We start from the raw sequence: 15925 nt of genomic DNA, 5'->3' as shown, positions 1-15925 counted from the left end.
TTACCCTTAGCAGCAAATATCACTTTAGTCATAAAGATGTTACTATGCGCTTATCAAATTAGGAATATAAGCAAAGGATGATATGTTGTTGATTGGTTGCCCAGCAAGCCTCCCGTGTCGTTTTATCTCTCGTTATTGCACTCGTGTATTATCCCAAGTCGTGCGTTACTTTTTGGCCATCATTTGTCTTAGCATGCTTTCTTACTCACTTACAGCAGCACCCTTAAAAATTACGTTAGCCGCTGAAGACGGTTGGCCCCCTTTTGCCGATGAGTTTGGCAGTGGTATATCTCATAAGCTAATACAGCAAGCATTTAAACAGGTCGATGTAGAAGTCTCTACCATCGTGGTGCCATATACTCGTGCACTGATCATGACAGAACGAGGCACTGTAGACGGTGCGTTTAACGTCACCAAAGAACAAAGCACAGTAAAGCGATTTGTTTTTGGTAATGTGCCTTTATTTACAGCCAATGCATCATTTTTTTTCGCCAACTCAAAAACGGTAGACATCAACAACAAGTGGCAACTCCCTGTTGGCAGCCTTGTGGGTATTATTGACGGTTACGAATATGGTGATGAATTACTGCAATTAATTGATAAGCGTCAACTGAAAATTGTGAAAGTAAACAGCCAACGACAACTCATTAACTTGCTGCTAGTAGACCGTATAGACACGGCGATAATGTTCGACCTAGTCGCAGATATTTATATTGAACAGATGGGTGTAAAACAAGATATTAGCGCCAAGTTCAATAACCACACTAGCGAAATATTCGTCGCGTTTTCAAAACATAACCCTCAAGCGTCTCAACTAAGCTTACTGTTAGACAAAGGCTTACTGCAATTAAAGCAACAGGGGCATTATCAACAATTACTTGTGCCACTCGATTAATACATCATCAAGGTCATAGTAAAATGAGCGCAACTGCAATATCGACTAAAAGTAGCCCTGAACATATCTTTAAAGTACAAATATACTATGAAGATACTGACTTTTCGGGCGTGGTATATCACCCTAATTTCTTAAAATATTTTGAACGAGCCAGAGAGCATGTGATTGGAGCAAATGTACTCAACGAATTATGGCAACAGCAACAATTAGGCTTTGCCGTATACCGAACCGACATGGTATGCCATGAAGGGGTTGAGTTTGCAGACATTATTGAAGTGAGAACCCAGTTTTATTTTGAAAGTAAGTTTCGTACTGTTTGGCAACAATCGATTTGGCGCCCCAACGCCACTAAAGCCGCAGTGACTGCAACCATCGAAATGGTATGCATGAACCAAAAGCGACAGCTAGCTGCCATGCCATTACAACTTATTGAACGCTTATCGCAAGAAACCGGTATCACTCAAAAACAATGATTTAACTGCGGATAAATACACTCAAACTCATCTGCAGTGGCCGGTTTTGCAAAATAATCCCCCTGAATGGTATCAACACCAAAATCCCGTAAGGTATTAAGCACAGACTTAGTTTCAACTCCTTCTACTGTAACCTCAAAACCTAAACTTTTGGCCAGTTCAATACTGGTTTTAACTATCTGTTTAGCTGCACTTGAGGTTTCAAAATCCTTTAGAAATGCTTTATCTATTTTAACTTCATCGACGGGCAAAAATCGTAAATAAGCGAGTGATGAATGACCTGTGCCAAAGTCATCAATTGCAATTTTTAATCCGATAGCACGCAGTTGATTAAGCGTTATGATAGTTTGCTCTAACGACACCATTAACGCACTTTCAGTGATCTCAATAATAATACACTCGGCAGGAACACGGTATTGAGCCAATATTGTGGCCACGTTATTAGCCAACTGAGGGTTATCAAGATCAGTCGGAGACAAGTTAAGCGCGACATTGACGAATAGCCCCTTGTCACGCCAGTTAGCTTGTTGCGAAATAACCGCCTCTAATACCCACGAACTTAATAAATCTATCATGCCGGTTTGTTCAGCCAGAGGAATAAATTCACTCGGAGATACCCATCCTAAACCTTCATGTTTCCAACGGATCAGCGCTTCTACTTGCTGACATAAACCACTTTTAATATCGAGCTTAGGCTGATAAACCATAAAGAGTTGCTGTTGCTTCAACCCTTTTGGGAGCCCATTAATAATCAATAATTCACGGTACTGAACTTTATCATCGTCTTGATCATAATAAGCGATAGGTTGCTTTAAGTTTTTCGCTTTTTTAAGTGCTAAATCTAAACGTCTGAGCATTAAACTCACATCAGCATGATGCTCAGCTAATGACAGCACGCCCAATTGTATTTTGATACTTATAGGTTGAAGCTCAATTTCAAATGACATTTGTAAGTCATTTTTGATCTTGAGTAACTGCTCATGAGTGATAGGTTGAGGAAAAAATAACAGAAACTCATTGCCATTCATTCTGGCGATAAATAATGGTTTACAGCTTAAATTTTCTAATCGTTTAGCAAACGCTTTAAGCAATTTATCACCAAATAAAAAACCGAATAAATCATTTACAAACCTAAACTGCCTTATATCAACCAGCACAAGCATTCCTGCATGAACAGGCATTCTGGCCAGCATTTTACGTTTAAAACCCACTCGATTGGCAAGACCGGTTAACTTGTCTCGTTCGGCACTAAAAAGGCTTGATTGATGTAGCTGTTGAAGTACTTCAGCAAGGGGCTGAAGTGATGATGGTGCTTTAAGCGTGAGTTCGTCTTGGTTTAAAAATTGCGATTCTAATGAGTGAGCTAACTGGTGTATCAATTTTTGCTGACGCCAATACACAAATGCCATTATGCACACCAGGCTAACAGCTAAAAATAGCAAAAGTATCAGCAGACTATTCATTCAAATATCATCATCAACAGGTTAACTCTATATCGCTTTATCAGTGAGTTTATGCTTAATAGAACATATCGACGACTCACTGCATTCATTATCGTCGATATTTTTGCCATTGCTGAGATAATTCAGTAATTAGTGTCTATTCATAACTTTGTTTTATTGAATGGTACATATCAATAAACTCATCACTGGCTAAGTCCTCTGGCGTCACTGGCAAGCCCCTTTGGGCAAACACACCAAGTCGCTCCTCTAATTCTTCACCTGCACGTAACTCGCCAGTATAAAACGCTGCCGAGCGAATAAAATCAAGGTATGTGACTTTTTCTGGCATGTAATGCAAGTCAGCCCAACGTTCGACCACTTCCATCACCTCAGGGGCAAAGTCCCATGTTTTTAATACAGCGCGGCCGATAGGCCCCTGCATTTTGCGCACAAGACTGCGTAACTGTTCAATTTTACTGCAAAGCTCAGGGTGAATTTCGGCTTCGGTTAACACGGGTAAGGCACCAATATTATGCACCAGGCCTGCTAAGGTTAAGGTTTCACGATCAAGTCGCTTCGTTGGATTACGTTTATTGTAGATTTCTAGCATGGCACAAGAAGATGCCGTAACTTCAATTGAGGTTTTCCACACTTCATCCATCACTTCCCATACCATTTCATTGGTAGAGATAAACAACTGCTCCATGGCAACAGATGTGGTAATAGATTTAATTTGCACTAAACCAATACGATTAACGGCGGCACTGATGTTTTCTGCTTTATTACCGCGAGAATACAATGCACTGTTTGCCACTTTAATAATACGGGCGGAAATGGCAGCATCTTGACCAATAACATCGCCAACCTGCTTGAGACTGGAATCCTTGCGCGCTACCACCTCTTGAACTCTCATAGCCACTTCTGGCAATGTTGGTAACACCAACGCATCGTCTTTAAGCTTCTTTAATAATCCAACCAAGAGTTGATGTTCGGTAGACATGCGCTCTCCATAAAAAATAATGATTTACTGATGCCAAGATTATATACCCAAATGCATATTATTTGCGACGACTCAAAAACCCCCAAGTCAATTAATTCGCATTTTTGAATATTTGTGATGCACTCCCCACAAAAGTACAACCCACATCACATTTCACAAGGCTATATTTGTACCCACTAATGTCCTTAAGTAAGCTTTCACCCCCTATCGATGTCAACCCAGATGTAAACCGAGAAAACTATGTTTAAACCTGAATTATTATCCCCTGCTGGTACATTAAAAAATATGCGTTACGCCTTTGCTTACGGCGCAGATGCGGTCTATGCCGGCCAACCACGCTACAGCTTACGGGTGAGAAATAATGACTTTAAAATGAAAAACCTCGCCACAGGGATTGAAGAAGCACATGCATTAGGGAAAAAACTGTATGTTGTCAGTAATATTGCGCCGCATAACGCTAAACTTAAAACTTATATAAATGACATGGAACCGGTTGTTGCCATGAAGCCTGATGCGCTCATCATGTCAGATCCAGGGTTAATCATGATGGTACGTGAGGCATTTCCCGAGCAGGTTGTGCATCTCTCTGTGCAGGCTAATGCCATAAACTGGGCATCGGTAAAGTTTTGGCAACAACAAGGCATTAAACGCGTTATTTTATCTCGCGAACTGTCATTAGATGAAATAGAAGAAATTCGTCAACGCTGCCCAGATATTGAACTTGAAGTGTTTGTCCATGGCGCATTATGCATGGCCTATTCTGGGCGGTGTTTATTGTCTGGTTACATCAATAAACGTGATCCAAACCAAGGCACTTGCACTAACGCCTGCCGCTGGAAATATGACGTGCATCCCGCAACACAAACTGAAACAGGTGACGTTATCGCCCTCAATCCTGAGGTACAAATAGAAACACCCACATTAGGCGCTGGGCAGCCAACGAGTGAAATTGTGTTATTACAAGAAGCCGGGCGCCCGGGCGAATACATGCCGGCATTTGAAGATGAGCACGGCACCTACATTATGAACTCAAAAGATTTACGCGCCATTCAACACGTAGACCGTTTAACACGCATGGGCATCGACTCATTAAAAATTGAAGGTCGAACAAAGTCATTTTATTATGTGGCTCGCACCGCGCAATTATACCGTCAAGCAATTGAAGATGCCGCTGTAGGTAAAGACTTTGACCGCACCTTAATGAGTAATTTAGAAGGCTTAGCTCATCGCGGCTATACTGAAGGCTTCTTACGCCGTCACGTACATGACGAATATCAAAATTATCAATACGGTCACTCAGTCAGTAATAGCCAGCAATTTGTGGGTGAATTTACAGGTAAACGAAATGAACAGGGCCTTGCTGAAGTTGATGTTAAAAATAAATTTTCGGTAGGCGACAGTGTTGAGGTCATGACAACTGAAGGTAATTTTGTTATCACTATCGAATCATTAGTGAATCGAAAAAACCAACCAATAGAGGCCGCGCTTGGGTCTGGGCACTTTGTATTTATGCCTATTCCAGAGAACATTGATGTAAACAAGGCCATGTTAATGCGTAATTTACCTGAGGGTGTTGATACTCGAAACCCTCACCAACCAGGCTAATTTAAATGGCTTTAATCATTGACGATAGCTGCATCAATTGCGACATGTGTGAACCCGAATGCCCTAACGAGGCAATAACGATGGGGGCAGAAATATACGAGATTGATCCGGCATTATGTACCGAATGCGTTGGCCATTATGACAAGCCAACCTGTGTGTCGGTTTGCCCTATCGACTGCATTGATCCTGACCCATTGCATGCTGAGTCTCACGATGAATTGCTAGTTAAATATGCCGCCATTACGGGGCGGTAACCCCCCCTAAACGACGCGATGCGCCGTTTTTATTGTTATATGGGTTATTTAGCCGTTTCAGGCCCTAGGGTTAATGCTTGTAACATACACGCCAACTTGTCTACTGTTAACTTTATTGGCCTTGGCAGCGTATCAAGCTCTATTGATAACAACATATTTTTCACCTCAAGGCCTAATTCAGTATCACCTTCAATACGCAGTTTGCGTTGAAAAAACAAGGTATCCGGATCTTCTTTAGCCGCAGCGACTAACAAGAGTTCAGGCACGTTGGCGCTAAAAATCACATTCGGATTAGTCATTGGCAAAGCCTGAAGTTTGCTATCAAAGGCCACTTGAAATTGCAAATCAATGTCGTCAACACAAATGCCTACAGATTTATCTTTTAAAAACACTAATTCACCTGCGCGAAGCTGCTCCGACAGAACTAAATTAAGCATTTGAGTAATCAAAGACATTTTCAGTTTGTTTGGTACGAGCGCTAACGAACGTCGGCTAAACTGTGGGGCGATATCTAAAATAAATCCTGATAAACGTTGTTGTAATATTTGAGCCATTAAGGGTTCCTACCTGCAAAAAGCGCCATTTAGCAAGCTAGTTTACTGGCAATTTATCAAGCGAAACCTGTTTTAAATCAATTCATGTTAACTCAATCACATTTACACTCCTGTTCTTTTAAAATAATGAGAGCATTAACATGGAACTCTTATGCCCAGCAGGTAATTTAGCCTCGTTAAAAGCAGCCTTAAATGCGGGTGCCGACGCGGTATACCTGGGACTAAAAGATGACACTAACGCACGGTCATTTGCAGGGTTAAACTTTTCGGCAGAACAGCTAGCACAAGCCACTACGCTAGCTCATAGTCAAGGTCGTAAAGTCTTTTTAACGATAAACACCTTCCCTAAACCGGGCCATGAACAACGCTGGTATCAGGCCGTTGATTTAGCTGCGAAATTGAATATGGATGCACTTATAGTGGCAGATTTATCATTATTAAATTACGCACATCAGCACCATCCACACTTGCCTTTACACTTATCTGTACAGGCCAGTGCCACCAATTTAGGGGCGTTATCGTTTTATAAAGAAGCATTTAACATAGAACGAGCCGTACTGCCTCGCGTGTTGTCGATTAAACAGGTAAGGGATCTTGCCAAAGTTAGCCCAGTAGACTTAGAGGTATTTGCGTTTGGCAGTCTATGCATTATGGCTGAAGGTCGTTGTCATTTATCTTCGTACGTCACCGGGCAATCTCCTAATACTGGCGGCTCATGTTCACCTGCTAACCACGTTCGTTGGCAAGACAGTGGCACTGATAAATTAACTCGATTAAATAATGTGTTAATCGATAAAGCACAAGCACATCAGCAACTTGGCTACCCCGTTGTGTGTAAAGGTCGCTATGTGGCGCAATATGATCAAGACGCCAAATATTTACTCGAGTCCCCCACCAGCTTAAATACATTAAGCCTGATACCGCAGTTAGCACAAGCGGGAATAGCGTCACTTAAAATTGAAGGCCGTCAACGAAGCCCAGCCTATGTTAGCCAGGTCACTCAAGTGTGGCGCAGCGCAATAGATACTTATCTGGCAGCACCTAACGAGTTTGCAGAACAGGCTCAATGGTCACAGGCATTAGCCAAAGTGTCAGAAGGGCAAATTACCACATTAGGTGCTTACGAGCGCCAGTGGCAATAAAAGCGATAAGGACAACAATGAAAATATCTCTAGGACCTATCAGTTATTGCTGGTCTAAATCCGACGTAGAAACCTTCTACCAGGCTGTTGCCACCAGCAATATTGATACCGTTTATCTCGGTGAAACGGTATGCAGTCGCCGCCGCGAATTAAAATTTTCTGACTATTTAGCGTTAGCCAATATGCTTAAGTCTCATGGTAAACAAGTGATATTGTCGACCATGGCATTAGTCGAAGCGCAATCAGAATTGCATGAATTAACACGCGCTATCAATAATGGTGACTTTTGTATTGAAGCAAACGATATGGCCGGCGTGTATTATGCTCACCAAGCCAAAGTGCCTTTTGTGTGTGGCCCGACAATTAACAACTATAATCGCGCCAGCTTAGATTTATTGCACCAAAAAGGCATGTTCCGCTTTGTTATGCCATGTGAACTGTCAAAAGATTGGCTGCAAGCAGTGATCAACACAGACACGAAACCCTCATTCGAAATAGAAGTGTTAGGACACGGATATATGCCATTAGCGCATTCTGCTCGCTGTTTTACTGCCAAGCATTACCAGTTACCAAAAGACAGTTGCCAAACCATTTGCCAACGACACAGCAAAGGCTTGTTAGCACAAACTCAAGAGTCACAACCTCTATTAAGATTAAACGGCATTCAAACTCAATCAGCGGCACAGGTAAATCTGATAAACCAAATACCCACCATGATCAATATGGGTGTTGATTACTGGCGGATTTCACCCAATAAACTAGCCGATATTGCGCTCGCAGACACCTTAACCAACTTGCTTAATAAGGCTCAATTCAATGATCTAGCACAAGTTGCTATCACGAACACCCAATCCAAAGACTGTAATGGCTACTGGTTAGGTTTACCGGGAATGGATTACAACCCACAAGCCAATAACGCCTCATTTTAATCGACGTTAGTCGTGTGTGTTACGTCTAATTTGTATCTATTTGAGCAATGGTTCAGCAATGCTGATCAGGCCATAATGCTGAACCATTTAATCTTACTGTTGAGTAAAAAAACAATTCAAAAACAACTAGAAAACAACCCAATAACAGAAGCGCAACACAATGATTAATTTGACGTTTATCCATCTAGTCATTAAAAATCCAAATGCGTATATCTACCCACATTTAACAAATATCTATTCGTTTAAGTAATCATTTTACATACTGCAAATAAGGAGGTAACCTTGCCTCCCTAAAAAGCACAATTGAATGGACATTCATTTAGCGTCCATCTACAACAGTGGTCTTGCCCTTTAAGCCCACTTTAAAGCACATACGTAAGGTGTATTTAACGTGACACACAAACAACATAACATTAAAACAATTCTTACCTTTATCGTCCCATCACTGATTGGTCTATTACTGTTTATGACGCCTATCAGTGTTGACGGTGCAATTACCATCCCAATTGCGATTATTTCTAAAGCACTACAAACCAGTCTGGGCAGTTCAATTCAGTTAATTGTGGCTGGTATTGTCGTATTTATGGCTATAGCGTCTTTATTAACTCGCATAGTTAATCCTCAATTTGTCCGTAAGAATCATTTTTTACGCACCTTGTTAAAAGTGAATTTATTCTGGCTGGTCACCCGGATTTTGGGCGCAGTATTTATTGTCATGGTTTACTTGCAAGTCGGCCCTGAGATGATCACGTCGTCTGCAACCGGAGGACTGGTACTCAATGACCTAGTCCCAGTGTTATTTTCAGTATTTATTTTTGCCGGAATGCTATTACCACTTCTTTTAAATTTCGGCTTACTTGAATTTTTTGGCACCTTGTTGACCAAAGTAATGCGCCCCATATTCAACCTTCCGGGTCGCAGCGCAATCGATTGTATGGCTTCATGGTTAGGAGATGGCAGCGTTGGTATTTTAATGACCAATAAGCAGTATGAAACTCGTTTTTATACTGAAAGAGAAGCAGCGGTCATTGGCACAACATTTTCGGCTGTATCAATTACATTTAGCCTTGTGGTGATTTCGCAGGTCAAACTTGAACATTTATTTGTGCCATTTTACCTGACCGTATGTTTAGCCGGATTAGTGGCAGCAGTCATTGTACCTAAGCTTCCGCCATTATCATGGAAAAAAGACACCTACATTGACAACACACCACGACATGACGACGATGAAAGCGTACCAAACAATCATGGGGTATTTTCATGGGGTTTTGAGCAAGCAATGCAAAGAGCATCTTCAGCTGGCGGTGTTAAGCATGTCTTAGTTGAAGGGGTCAAAAACGTTGTTGAAATGATTTTTGGCGTCATCCCTGTGGTAATGGCCATTGGCACAGTGGCATTGGTACTTGCTGAGCATACCCCCTTATTTAATTACCTCGGCATGCCCTTTATTCCGTTGTTAGAGTTATTGCAAATCCCTGAAGCGGTCGACGCATCAAAAACAATTGTTGTTGGTTTTGCAGACATGTTTATCCCCTCTATTTTAGCCAGCTCTATTGAGTCAGATTTAACCCGTTTTGTGATAGCGGCATTATCTGTGACCCAATTAATTTACATGAGCGAAGTGGGGGCATTACTGATTGGTAGTAAAATTCCGGTTAACTTTTTTGAACTTTTTGTCATATTTATCTTACGCACCTTAGTAACATTACCAGTAATCGCATTAATGGGACACTTACTGATATAAGCCTCACAGCATAACAGATAGGTTAAATCCCCTGAGGAGCGCAACGCGCTCCTTTTTCGTTTAAAAAGCCAGCGAAAAAGATAAAAATCAAGTATGCTTAATGCATAACAACATACTCATTGGCAACGGGCAGTATCCCGTTATTATAAATTCATAAGGGTACCCCATGGACGACAGACGTAAGTTTTCTCGTATCTTATTTGCTGCTAGTGCTTATATTCAGCAAACCGAACAAACTTGGCGCACAAAAATTTTAGATTTAAGTCTCAATGGGGCTTTAGTTGAACTACCAGCAGGTTACACCGGGCAACTTAATACCATTGTCACCTTAGCATTTGTGTTGCCAGACTCAGACATTGAACTGCAAATGCAGGCGGCCATTGTTCACAAAACCCCAGAGCACCTTGGGCTTAACTGTGTGCATATTGACCTTGAGAGTATTACTCATTTGCGCCGTATTATTGAACTCAATTTAGGCGATGCAGAGTTGCTAGACCGTGAGCTTAATTCACTCGTGACACCAACGCCTTAGCGTTTAATTGTTACTTTTTCAGCAATAAAAATGGCAAGCTTTTAAGCTTGCCATTTTGTTATATTTCCTTGAGTGATAACAATCAGGGTAAATAAGTGATTAGAAATTGCATAGATAAAATCGCTTAAAATAAGACGAAATTGCAGCGATCTCGTTGTTTTATCCTCAAAATGTCTAACGACGTGATAAACGATATTAACCAGTAAGCATGAGTACATTCTTTTGCTGCTCGGTATTAATTAATCAACTCAAGTAATTCATGAATGGTTTTTACCGGGGTAATTTTAGCTCCTAAGCCTTCCATTGACTTATGGTAATTGCGATAAGGAATAAAAATCTCGGTAAACCCGTGTTGCGCCGCTTCTTTCACTCTCGGTACACCACTATCGATAGGCCTTACATCACCGTTAAGACTTAACTCCCCCATAATGCAGGTGGTACGCGGGACAACAAAGTCATTTAAACTGCTCAGTAACGCCGTCACTAATGCCAAATCGATACAGGTTTCAGACTCATCGATTTTCAACCCCCCCACAATATTAAAAAAAGTATCATGGAAAATTTTAGTCTTTGTGTGTTTGCGTAAAATGCCCGTCAACATTTTAATCCGGTTCATATTTAACCCTACACACACTCGCTGAGGAAATTCTGACTCCGTCTCTGTGGTTAAACATTGGATCTCTAGCAATAAATTGCGATTACCTTTACGAATACAGGTAATAGTAGAACCTGGCGACTCAGTGGTCGACCCTGACAAAAAGATCTCGCTGGGGTTATCGACACTCAGCATACCGCGCTCGCTCATGCGAAAAATACCCACGGTATCAACATCACCAAAACGATTTTTATTCGCCCTTAAGGTTCGAATTTGACCATCGTTGGTATCGATATGTAATAACGCGTCAACAATATGCACTAAGGTTTGCGGCCCTGCGATTTCGTTATTTTTATTCACATGAGCAATAATGAACATGGTAACGTTATTTTTTTTACAATATTGGGTAAATGCTTGCGCTGCGGTTTTCACTTGAGAGGGAGAGCCTGGGCTACCATTCGCATTATCGGTAATCACTGCCTGAATTGAATCTATAACCGCAAATTTTATTTGCTTAGCTTCAAGCTCTTCAATTATCGACTCAACGCTGGTTTCAGATAATAAATATAAATTATCTTCGTTATAGTTAAGCTTTAAACGATTTACTCGATTTTTAAACTGGGACAGTGACTCCTCAGCAGTACAATAGAGTGATGCTGTCGACTGCGACATACGTGCAACTAAATCCGACAATAATGTGGTTTTACCCGCACCAGGGTCGCCTGAAATAATATTCACAGAGCCCGTTGTAAGCCCACCACTGAGCACTCTGTCAAGCTCACCAATTCCCGTTAATCTTTTTTCAGCCTCAACGGACTCAACATCATTGAGCTTTTTAGCTCCGCCACCAGACGCACCGGCATACCCTAATACCGCCGGACGCGACGCGACGGTTTTAGTACTCGCTAAACGAACCTCAACCAAGGTATTCCAGGCACCACAACGACACTGCCCCTGCCAACGCGGATAATCCATGCCACAATCGTCACAAACAAATGCCATTTTTGGAGCTTTAGCCATATTACTTCCTACTATTTTACTTATATACTCAACATCTTGCGATAAAGAGGATGTTAGATAAATCGACCAACACATTAAAACAAAACGCAGTGATTTACTCTACATCAATGGAAATGGACAAAAGCAAGGTTGGCTGATTAAATAAGTTAATAAAATGAGATAAATAACAACGATATTTATCTTGAACCTTGCCAATAGTTACAATCTTGTTCAAACTGATTGTTAATTAGCGTGTAACAACTGCTAATTAATAAATAGACTAACCATATTAACTTACAGAGTATGGATTAGTAATGAATAATGCCATAAAGAACAGCACTTTCTTGCCGATACTATGTCGATAAGACTCACTAAATAGACGACAAAAAACAACAAAAATGAGTTTAGATAACCACAGTGCATTAATTGAACAACTAAAACCACTCTTGATGGAGCCTGATTTTCAGGACATTTTTGAGCGGCTGACTGCTGATGAGTCAAATTCAACCCGTTTTTTATTAAAAATGGAGCTTAATCGTATTTCATCACAATGCACTCGTATTATCGACTTACGCGACAAAACTGAACTCCCCTGTGAAGAAGTTGTGATTGCCAACCAGCGGCACTTTTTGGACGAACCAGCAAAAGAATCACTCATTAACGCCCTGCCTTTGTATCGTAACAAATACACCTTAGGGGTTTACGAACAGGTTGTAAAAGCGCACAAACTACGCCGCTTAAAGCTGCGTAATATTGAACAAGAAGACATCCTCAACCAAGAAAACCCATATTTAGTCCCTGGTGTTGTACTTGGCAGTTATTTTAACCGTTGCGAAGAACGGATGAATTACAGCATACGTATTGCTGTGACTCAATCAAACCTCAATGAAATTAGCGGTGTGACCCTGGATCTTTCCGTTGGCGGTGCACGAGTAAAACTGCCCGTTAAACATCATTTAGACCCAGATAAGCCCATTAAACTCAAACTGCTTGAGCTCAGTGAAGAGTTCTACATTGATGATCTACAACATGGAGTTGATTATCAAATAGTAGACATACAAAACAAAGATGGCCACGCAATTTTAAGGCTTAAACGGTTAAGTGGTGGTGATGCGTTAGACAAACTGCTAACCAAAGTTATACGAAGTTATAAATTTCGCTATAAAGTCGATGTAAACGATGTCATTGTTACCGCAACTGGCCTAGGATATGAACGCCATTACTTGCCATTGCTTACACATTTACCCTTATATGTCACACTCAAAGACGATGTACCACACATTAGCTACGAATTGCTTGGTCGCGGCAACCAACCAATACAACACTACTTTCAAGATGAAAATCACGTCAGCCAATTACCCAGCTTTATCAATACTCGACGTCTGACTCAGCTCCTCAAAAATAACGCAGACACGGATCATAATCTGCTCTTTAGTTTTACCCATAATGCACAAGGTAAGCTGCACTATTATTCAGCGACATTAGCCGAGTTAAAAGCCACCAAAAACCTCAATTTATTTCTTGGATTTGCTGCAACTAAAGCCAGTTGGCGGGTTTTTAAATTAATTGCTCAACCTATTGATCATAATAAAAACTATAAAACCTCAACACTCCCGGGCGATGATGCTCGTTATAGTGCATTAACAGAGCAGCAACTCGCCCAGTTCAGTCATATTTTACAGCTTATTGATTTAACCAATGAAGAAGTTCGCCGAGATTACCAGCAATGGTTTAACAAAGAAGACGTCAATGGACTAAAAATTTTTGCTCAAGCCAAAGTAAAAAACCACAGCATTAAAAAAGTGTCGATGCCATTTAGTGAACGTCGTCATGAGGCACGATTTGCCTTTAAAACCACAGTAGTCATCCAGCAAGGCGATAAAACAGCCACAGGTATTACTCATGATATCTCTAGCCGAGGATTACAACTGATACTGGAGCACGCAGTTGATTTTACAGAGCCAGCTCAAGTTACGTTATCCTTTCCAAGGCTTCAGGCCGCTGCTGGCAAAACCAACTTATCAAATTTGCCATACCAACTGATCCGCAGCCGCATGAACGGCCTCACATTACACTTAAGTGCATTAGTTGGACACTCCCCCCATGAAGGGGTCGAGTTTTTAAATAAACTTATCGCCCACAACAAACAAAAGCTAGAGCAATTATCTGACAACGAAGGTCAACTCAAAGAACTGGCTGATGGCCTAAAGAACCTATTTATGCGCCAATTGCCCGGCGTGCCTTATTTTATAGAAAAAACAGTCAAATCAGCCCAAATGGCGTGCATTGGTATTGGCACAACCACAGATGAAATAAGCCATTTGTTCGCACAAGACACAGATCAAGTGTTGCAATACAACTTAATGCCTTTGTTAGATAATAATGTGTTAAAACAACAAATCATTGACCCCATAAAATCAATGAAACCCAGCCATGATATGGATTTTTTTGAAGTATTTATCCAATTGGTACGCCAACCAAGGGGCACAGTGCAAATAAAGTGCATACTCAAATCGGAATTAGGCGGTAGAGACAATCAAATAGCCTTTATTGAACAAAGTAAAAAAGTAGGCCGATTTATGGCATTAAGAGTCTATCGTGGTGCCACAGATAAGCCCGACATGAGTTACATTCGACGTGAACTAGAATACATTCATATTCATGCAAACCATCGAGCAAAACAGCTCGAAGAGCAGCTTTGGAAAGTTATCGGTTCAGGTGAGTTACTGGATATTACTGCCGAAGTGGAAATTCGTTATCCCAGCCTTCTCATGGTCGACAAACCTAAGTAACCTGAACGCTGGATAACAACTTAGCTTACAAGGCTAAATACCAGTTTTTAATCGCAACAAAATGATCTTGTTCAGCTTGTTTATTGGTTAACATGCCAGCATGGTCATAATCAAATAGGTTACCTTGCTCTTTAGACAAAAGCGTATACTTCACTTTACCTATGCCGCATTCAGCAATCATGTCACGCACATCAGATGGATTACCTAGCACACGGTCATTTTTACCGGCAATAAACCAACTGATTGGCCATTGAGTATTAGTGGCAGCGTGACCATAATCAAATTCATCATCATGATCAACCCAGTCTCCCCGAACCCAATCAATGGTTTGCAATAACGAGGCGCGGCTTTCATTATCCATTCCGACACGAAGACGATGGGCATCTAAATACCCTTGTCTTGATACCAAAAATGGCGCTAGACGATTCCAAAAAAAATCGACCATGAGCCACTTTCTAAACGAGCGTACTTTTATCGTACGTTTAGAACCAAAAGTTAACAAGGAGGCGACACTGTGTTGTAACTGGCTAAAGCGCGTCAAGCTACTGGCCATTAGCACACCGCCCCATGAGTGTGCGCACCAATGCACCTGACTTACTAATGGATGACGCTGCAAGATAAACTGGTGCACCAAAGGTAACTGTTCCCGAATGACCTCCCCTTGACCTAACGCAAAATCACGGTGAATTTTCGGCTCACTTAACCCGCGACCGGCAGTATCCATCACATAGACATCAAAACCAGCCCGGGCTAAAAAACAAGCAAGCCCTCGACCTGAGTCACTGTAAAAAACACGGCCATTGGACATGGCACCATGTAACATTAAAATGGGAATATTGGCGCCATTGGCAGTAGTAGGAGCAATATGCCTTATGTGTAAACGACCGTCACGATAAGGAATAAAAAGCGAATCTTGTTGAATATCAGTGTTCACAGTTGGCAGAAATAATAGAAATTTAAAACTAAACT

14 protein-coding genes are annotated in these 15925 nt (G+C 41.3%); 9 read left to right on the top strand and 5 right to left on the bottom strand.

The genetic code is table 11. From position 1 onward, the window contains the following. The first annotated feature begins 82 nt into the window (after window positions 1–82). Window positions 83–895, top strand: coding sequence for a substrate-binding periplasmic protein (locus tag IEW93_RS07820; RefSeq protein ID WP_188738679.1), 813 nt, complete (start codon window positions 83–85; stop codon window positions 893–895). A gap of 23 nt (window positions 896–918) precedes the next feature. Beyond that, window positions 919–1368, top strand: coding sequence for a thioesterase family protein (locus IEW93_RS07815; protein ID WP_188738676.1), 450 nt, complete (start codon window positions 919–921; stop codon window positions 1366–1368). On the opposite strand, the gene IEW93_RS07810 is transcribed toward IEW93_RS07815, so the two are convergent. Both IEW93_RS07810 and IEW93_RS07805 read right to left on the bottom strand, forming a co-directional pair. After that, a complete protein-coding gene (locus tag IEW93_RS07810) occupies window positions 1356–2777 on the bottom strand; it encodes a putative bifunctional diguanylate cyclase/phosphodiesterase (protein WP_223419552.1) in 1422 nt (473 codons plus the stop codon). The two genes, IEW93_RS07815 and IEW93_RS07810, sit on opposite strands and share 13 nt — an antisense overlap. A 190-nt stretch (window positions 2778–2967) precedes the next feature. Continuing rightward, window positions 2968–3810 carry an HDOD domain-containing protein gene (locus IEW93_RS07805; RefSeq protein WP_188738672.1) on the bottom strand — a complete coding sequence of 281 codons (843 nt, stop codon included), beginning with the start codon at window positions 3808–3810 and terminating at the stop codon, window positions 2968–2970. Between the two features lie 240 nt (window positions 3811–4050). Between IEW93_RS07805 and trhP the strand changes: the two genes are divergently transcribed. Together trhP and IEW93_RS07795 are read left to right on the top strand one after the other, a co-directional pair. Beyond that, entirely contained in the window at window positions 4051–5415 is a 1365-nt protein-coding gene (trhP, locus tag IEW93_RS07800; protein ID WP_188738671.1) for a prephenate-dependent tRNA uridine(34) hydroxylase TrhP, read from the top strand. Window positions 5416–5420: 5 nt separating this feature from the next. Further along, window positions 5421–5669, top strand: a complete 249-nt coding sequence (locus IEW93_RS07795; protein ID WP_188738669.1) for a YfhL family 4Fe-4S dicluster ferredoxin — start codon at window positions 5421–5423, stop codon at window positions 5667–5669. Between the two features lie 44 nt (window positions 5670–5713). Here IEW93_RS07795 and ubiT read toward each other — a convergent pair whose 3' ends face one another. After that, window positions 5714–6223, bottom strand: a complete 510-nt coding sequence (gene ubiT / locus IEW93_RS07790) for a ubiquinone anaerobic biosynthesis accessory factor UbiT (protein ID WP_188738667.1) — start codon at window positions 6221–6223, stop codon at window positions 5714–5716. Between the two features lie 140 nt (window positions 6224–6363). On the opposite strand from ubiT, the gene ubiU reads away from it, so the two are divergent. The 4 genes from ubiU to IEW93_RS07770 all read left to right on the top strand — a co-directional run bounded on the left by ubiU (window position 6364) and on the right by IEW93_RS07770 (window position 10570). After that, entirely contained in the window at window positions 6364–7365 is a 1002-nt protein-coding gene (ubiU, locus tag IEW93_RS07785; protein WP_188738666.1) for a ubiquinone anaerobic biosynthesis protein UbiU, read from the top strand. A 17-nt stretch (window positions 7366–7382) separates the two neighbouring features. Beyond that, entirely contained in the window at window positions 7383–8294 is a 912-nt protein-coding gene (locus tag IEW93_RS07780) for a U32 family peptidase (RefSeq protein ID WP_188738664.1), read from the top strand. Window positions 8295–8685: 391 nt separating this feature from the next. Beyond that, entirely contained in the window at window positions 8686–10038 is a 1353-nt protein-coding gene (locus tag IEW93_RS07775) for a YjiH family protein (RefSeq protein ID WP_188738662.1), read from the top strand. A 166-nt stretch (window positions 10039–10204) separates the two neighbouring features. Beyond that, window positions 10205–10570 carry a PilZ domain-containing protein gene (locus IEW93_RS07770; protein ID WP_188738660.1) on the top strand — a complete coding sequence of 122 codons (366 nt, stop codon included), beginning with the start codon at window positions 10205–10207 and terminating at the stop codon, window positions 10568–10570. A gap of 235 nt (window positions 10571–10805) precedes the next feature. On the opposite strand, the gene radA is transcribed toward IEW93_RS07770, so the two are convergent. Beyond that, a complete protein-coding gene (gene radA, locus IEW93_RS07765; RefSeq protein ID WP_188738658.1) occupies window positions 10806–12185 on the bottom strand; it encodes a DNA repair protein RadA in 1380 nt (459 codons plus the stop codon). Between the two features lie 377 nt (window positions 12186–12562). Between radA and IEW93_RS07760 the strand changes: the two genes are divergently transcribed. Then, a complete protein-coding gene (locus IEW93_RS07760; RefSeq protein WP_188738656.1) occupies window positions 12563–14956 on the top strand; it encodes a PilZ domain-containing protein in 2394 nt (797 codons plus the stop codon). Between the two features lie 25 nt (window positions 14957–14981). Here IEW93_RS07760 and IEW93_RS07755 read toward each other — a convergent pair whose 3' ends face one another. Then, entirely contained in the window at window positions 14982–15890 is a 909-nt protein-coding gene (locus IEW93_RS07755) for an alpha/beta fold hydrolase (protein ID WP_188738654.1), read from the bottom strand. Window positions 15891–15925: the final 35 nt, after the last annotated feature.

The organism is Shewanella inventionis (assembly GCF_014641855.1).
Taxonomy (GTDB): Bacteria; Pseudomonadota; Gammaproteobacteria; order Enterobacterales; family Shewanellaceae; genus Shewanella; species Shewanella inventionis.
The sequence above is the reverse complement of the archived record's forward strand: the minus strand, read 5'-3'. Positions and strand labels throughout refer to the sequence as shown.

Bases quoted from the DNA above. Each gene is read 5' to 3' on its own strand.
- IEW93_RS07780 (WP_188738664.1), top strand. From the start codon at position 7,383: ATGAAAATATCTCTAGGACCTATCAGTTATTGCTGGTCTAAATCCGAC.
- IEW93_RS07760 (WP_188738656.1), top strand. From the start codon at position 12,563: ATGAGTTTAGATAACCACAGTGCATTAATTGAACAACTAAAACCACTC.
- IEW93_RS07815 (WP_188738676.1), top strand. From the start codon at position 919: ATGAGCGCAACTGCAATATCGACTAAAAGTAGCCCTGAACATATCTTT.
- ubiT (WP_188738667.1), bottom strand. From the start codon at position 6,223: ATGGCTCAAATATTACAACAACGTTTATCAGGATTTATTTTAGATATC.
- trhP (WP_188738671.1), top strand. From the start codon at position 4,051: ATGTTTAAACCTGAATTATTATCCCCTGCTGGTACATTAAAAAATATG.
- IEW93_RS07820 (WP_188738679.1), top strand. From the start codon at position 83: ATGTTGTTGATTGGTTGCCCAGCAAGCCTCCCGTGTCGTTTTATCTCT.
- IEW93_RS07795 (WP_188738669.1), top strand. From the start codon at position 5,421: ATGGCTTTAATCATTGACGATAGCTGCATCAATTGCGACATGTGTGAA.
- IEW93_RS07810 (WP_223419552.1), bottom strand. From the start codon at position 2,777: ATGGCATTTGTGTATTGGCGTCAGCAAAAATTGATACACCAGTTAGCT.
- ubiU (WP_188738666.1), top strand. From the start codon at position 6,364: ATGGAACTCTTATGCCCAGCAGGTAATTTAGCCTCGTTAAAAGCAGCC.
- IEW93_RS07805 (WP_188738672.1), bottom strand. From the start codon at position 3,810: ATGTCTACCGAACATCAACTCTTGGTTGGATTATTAAAGAAGCTTAAA.
- IEW93_RS07770 (WP_188738660.1), top strand. From the start codon at position 10,205: ATGGACGACAGACGTAAGTTTTCTCGTATCTTATTTGCTGCTAGTGCT.
- radA (WP_188738658.1), bottom strand. From the start codon at position 12,185: ATGGCTAAAGCTCCAAAAATGGCATTTGTTTGTGACGATTGTGGCATG.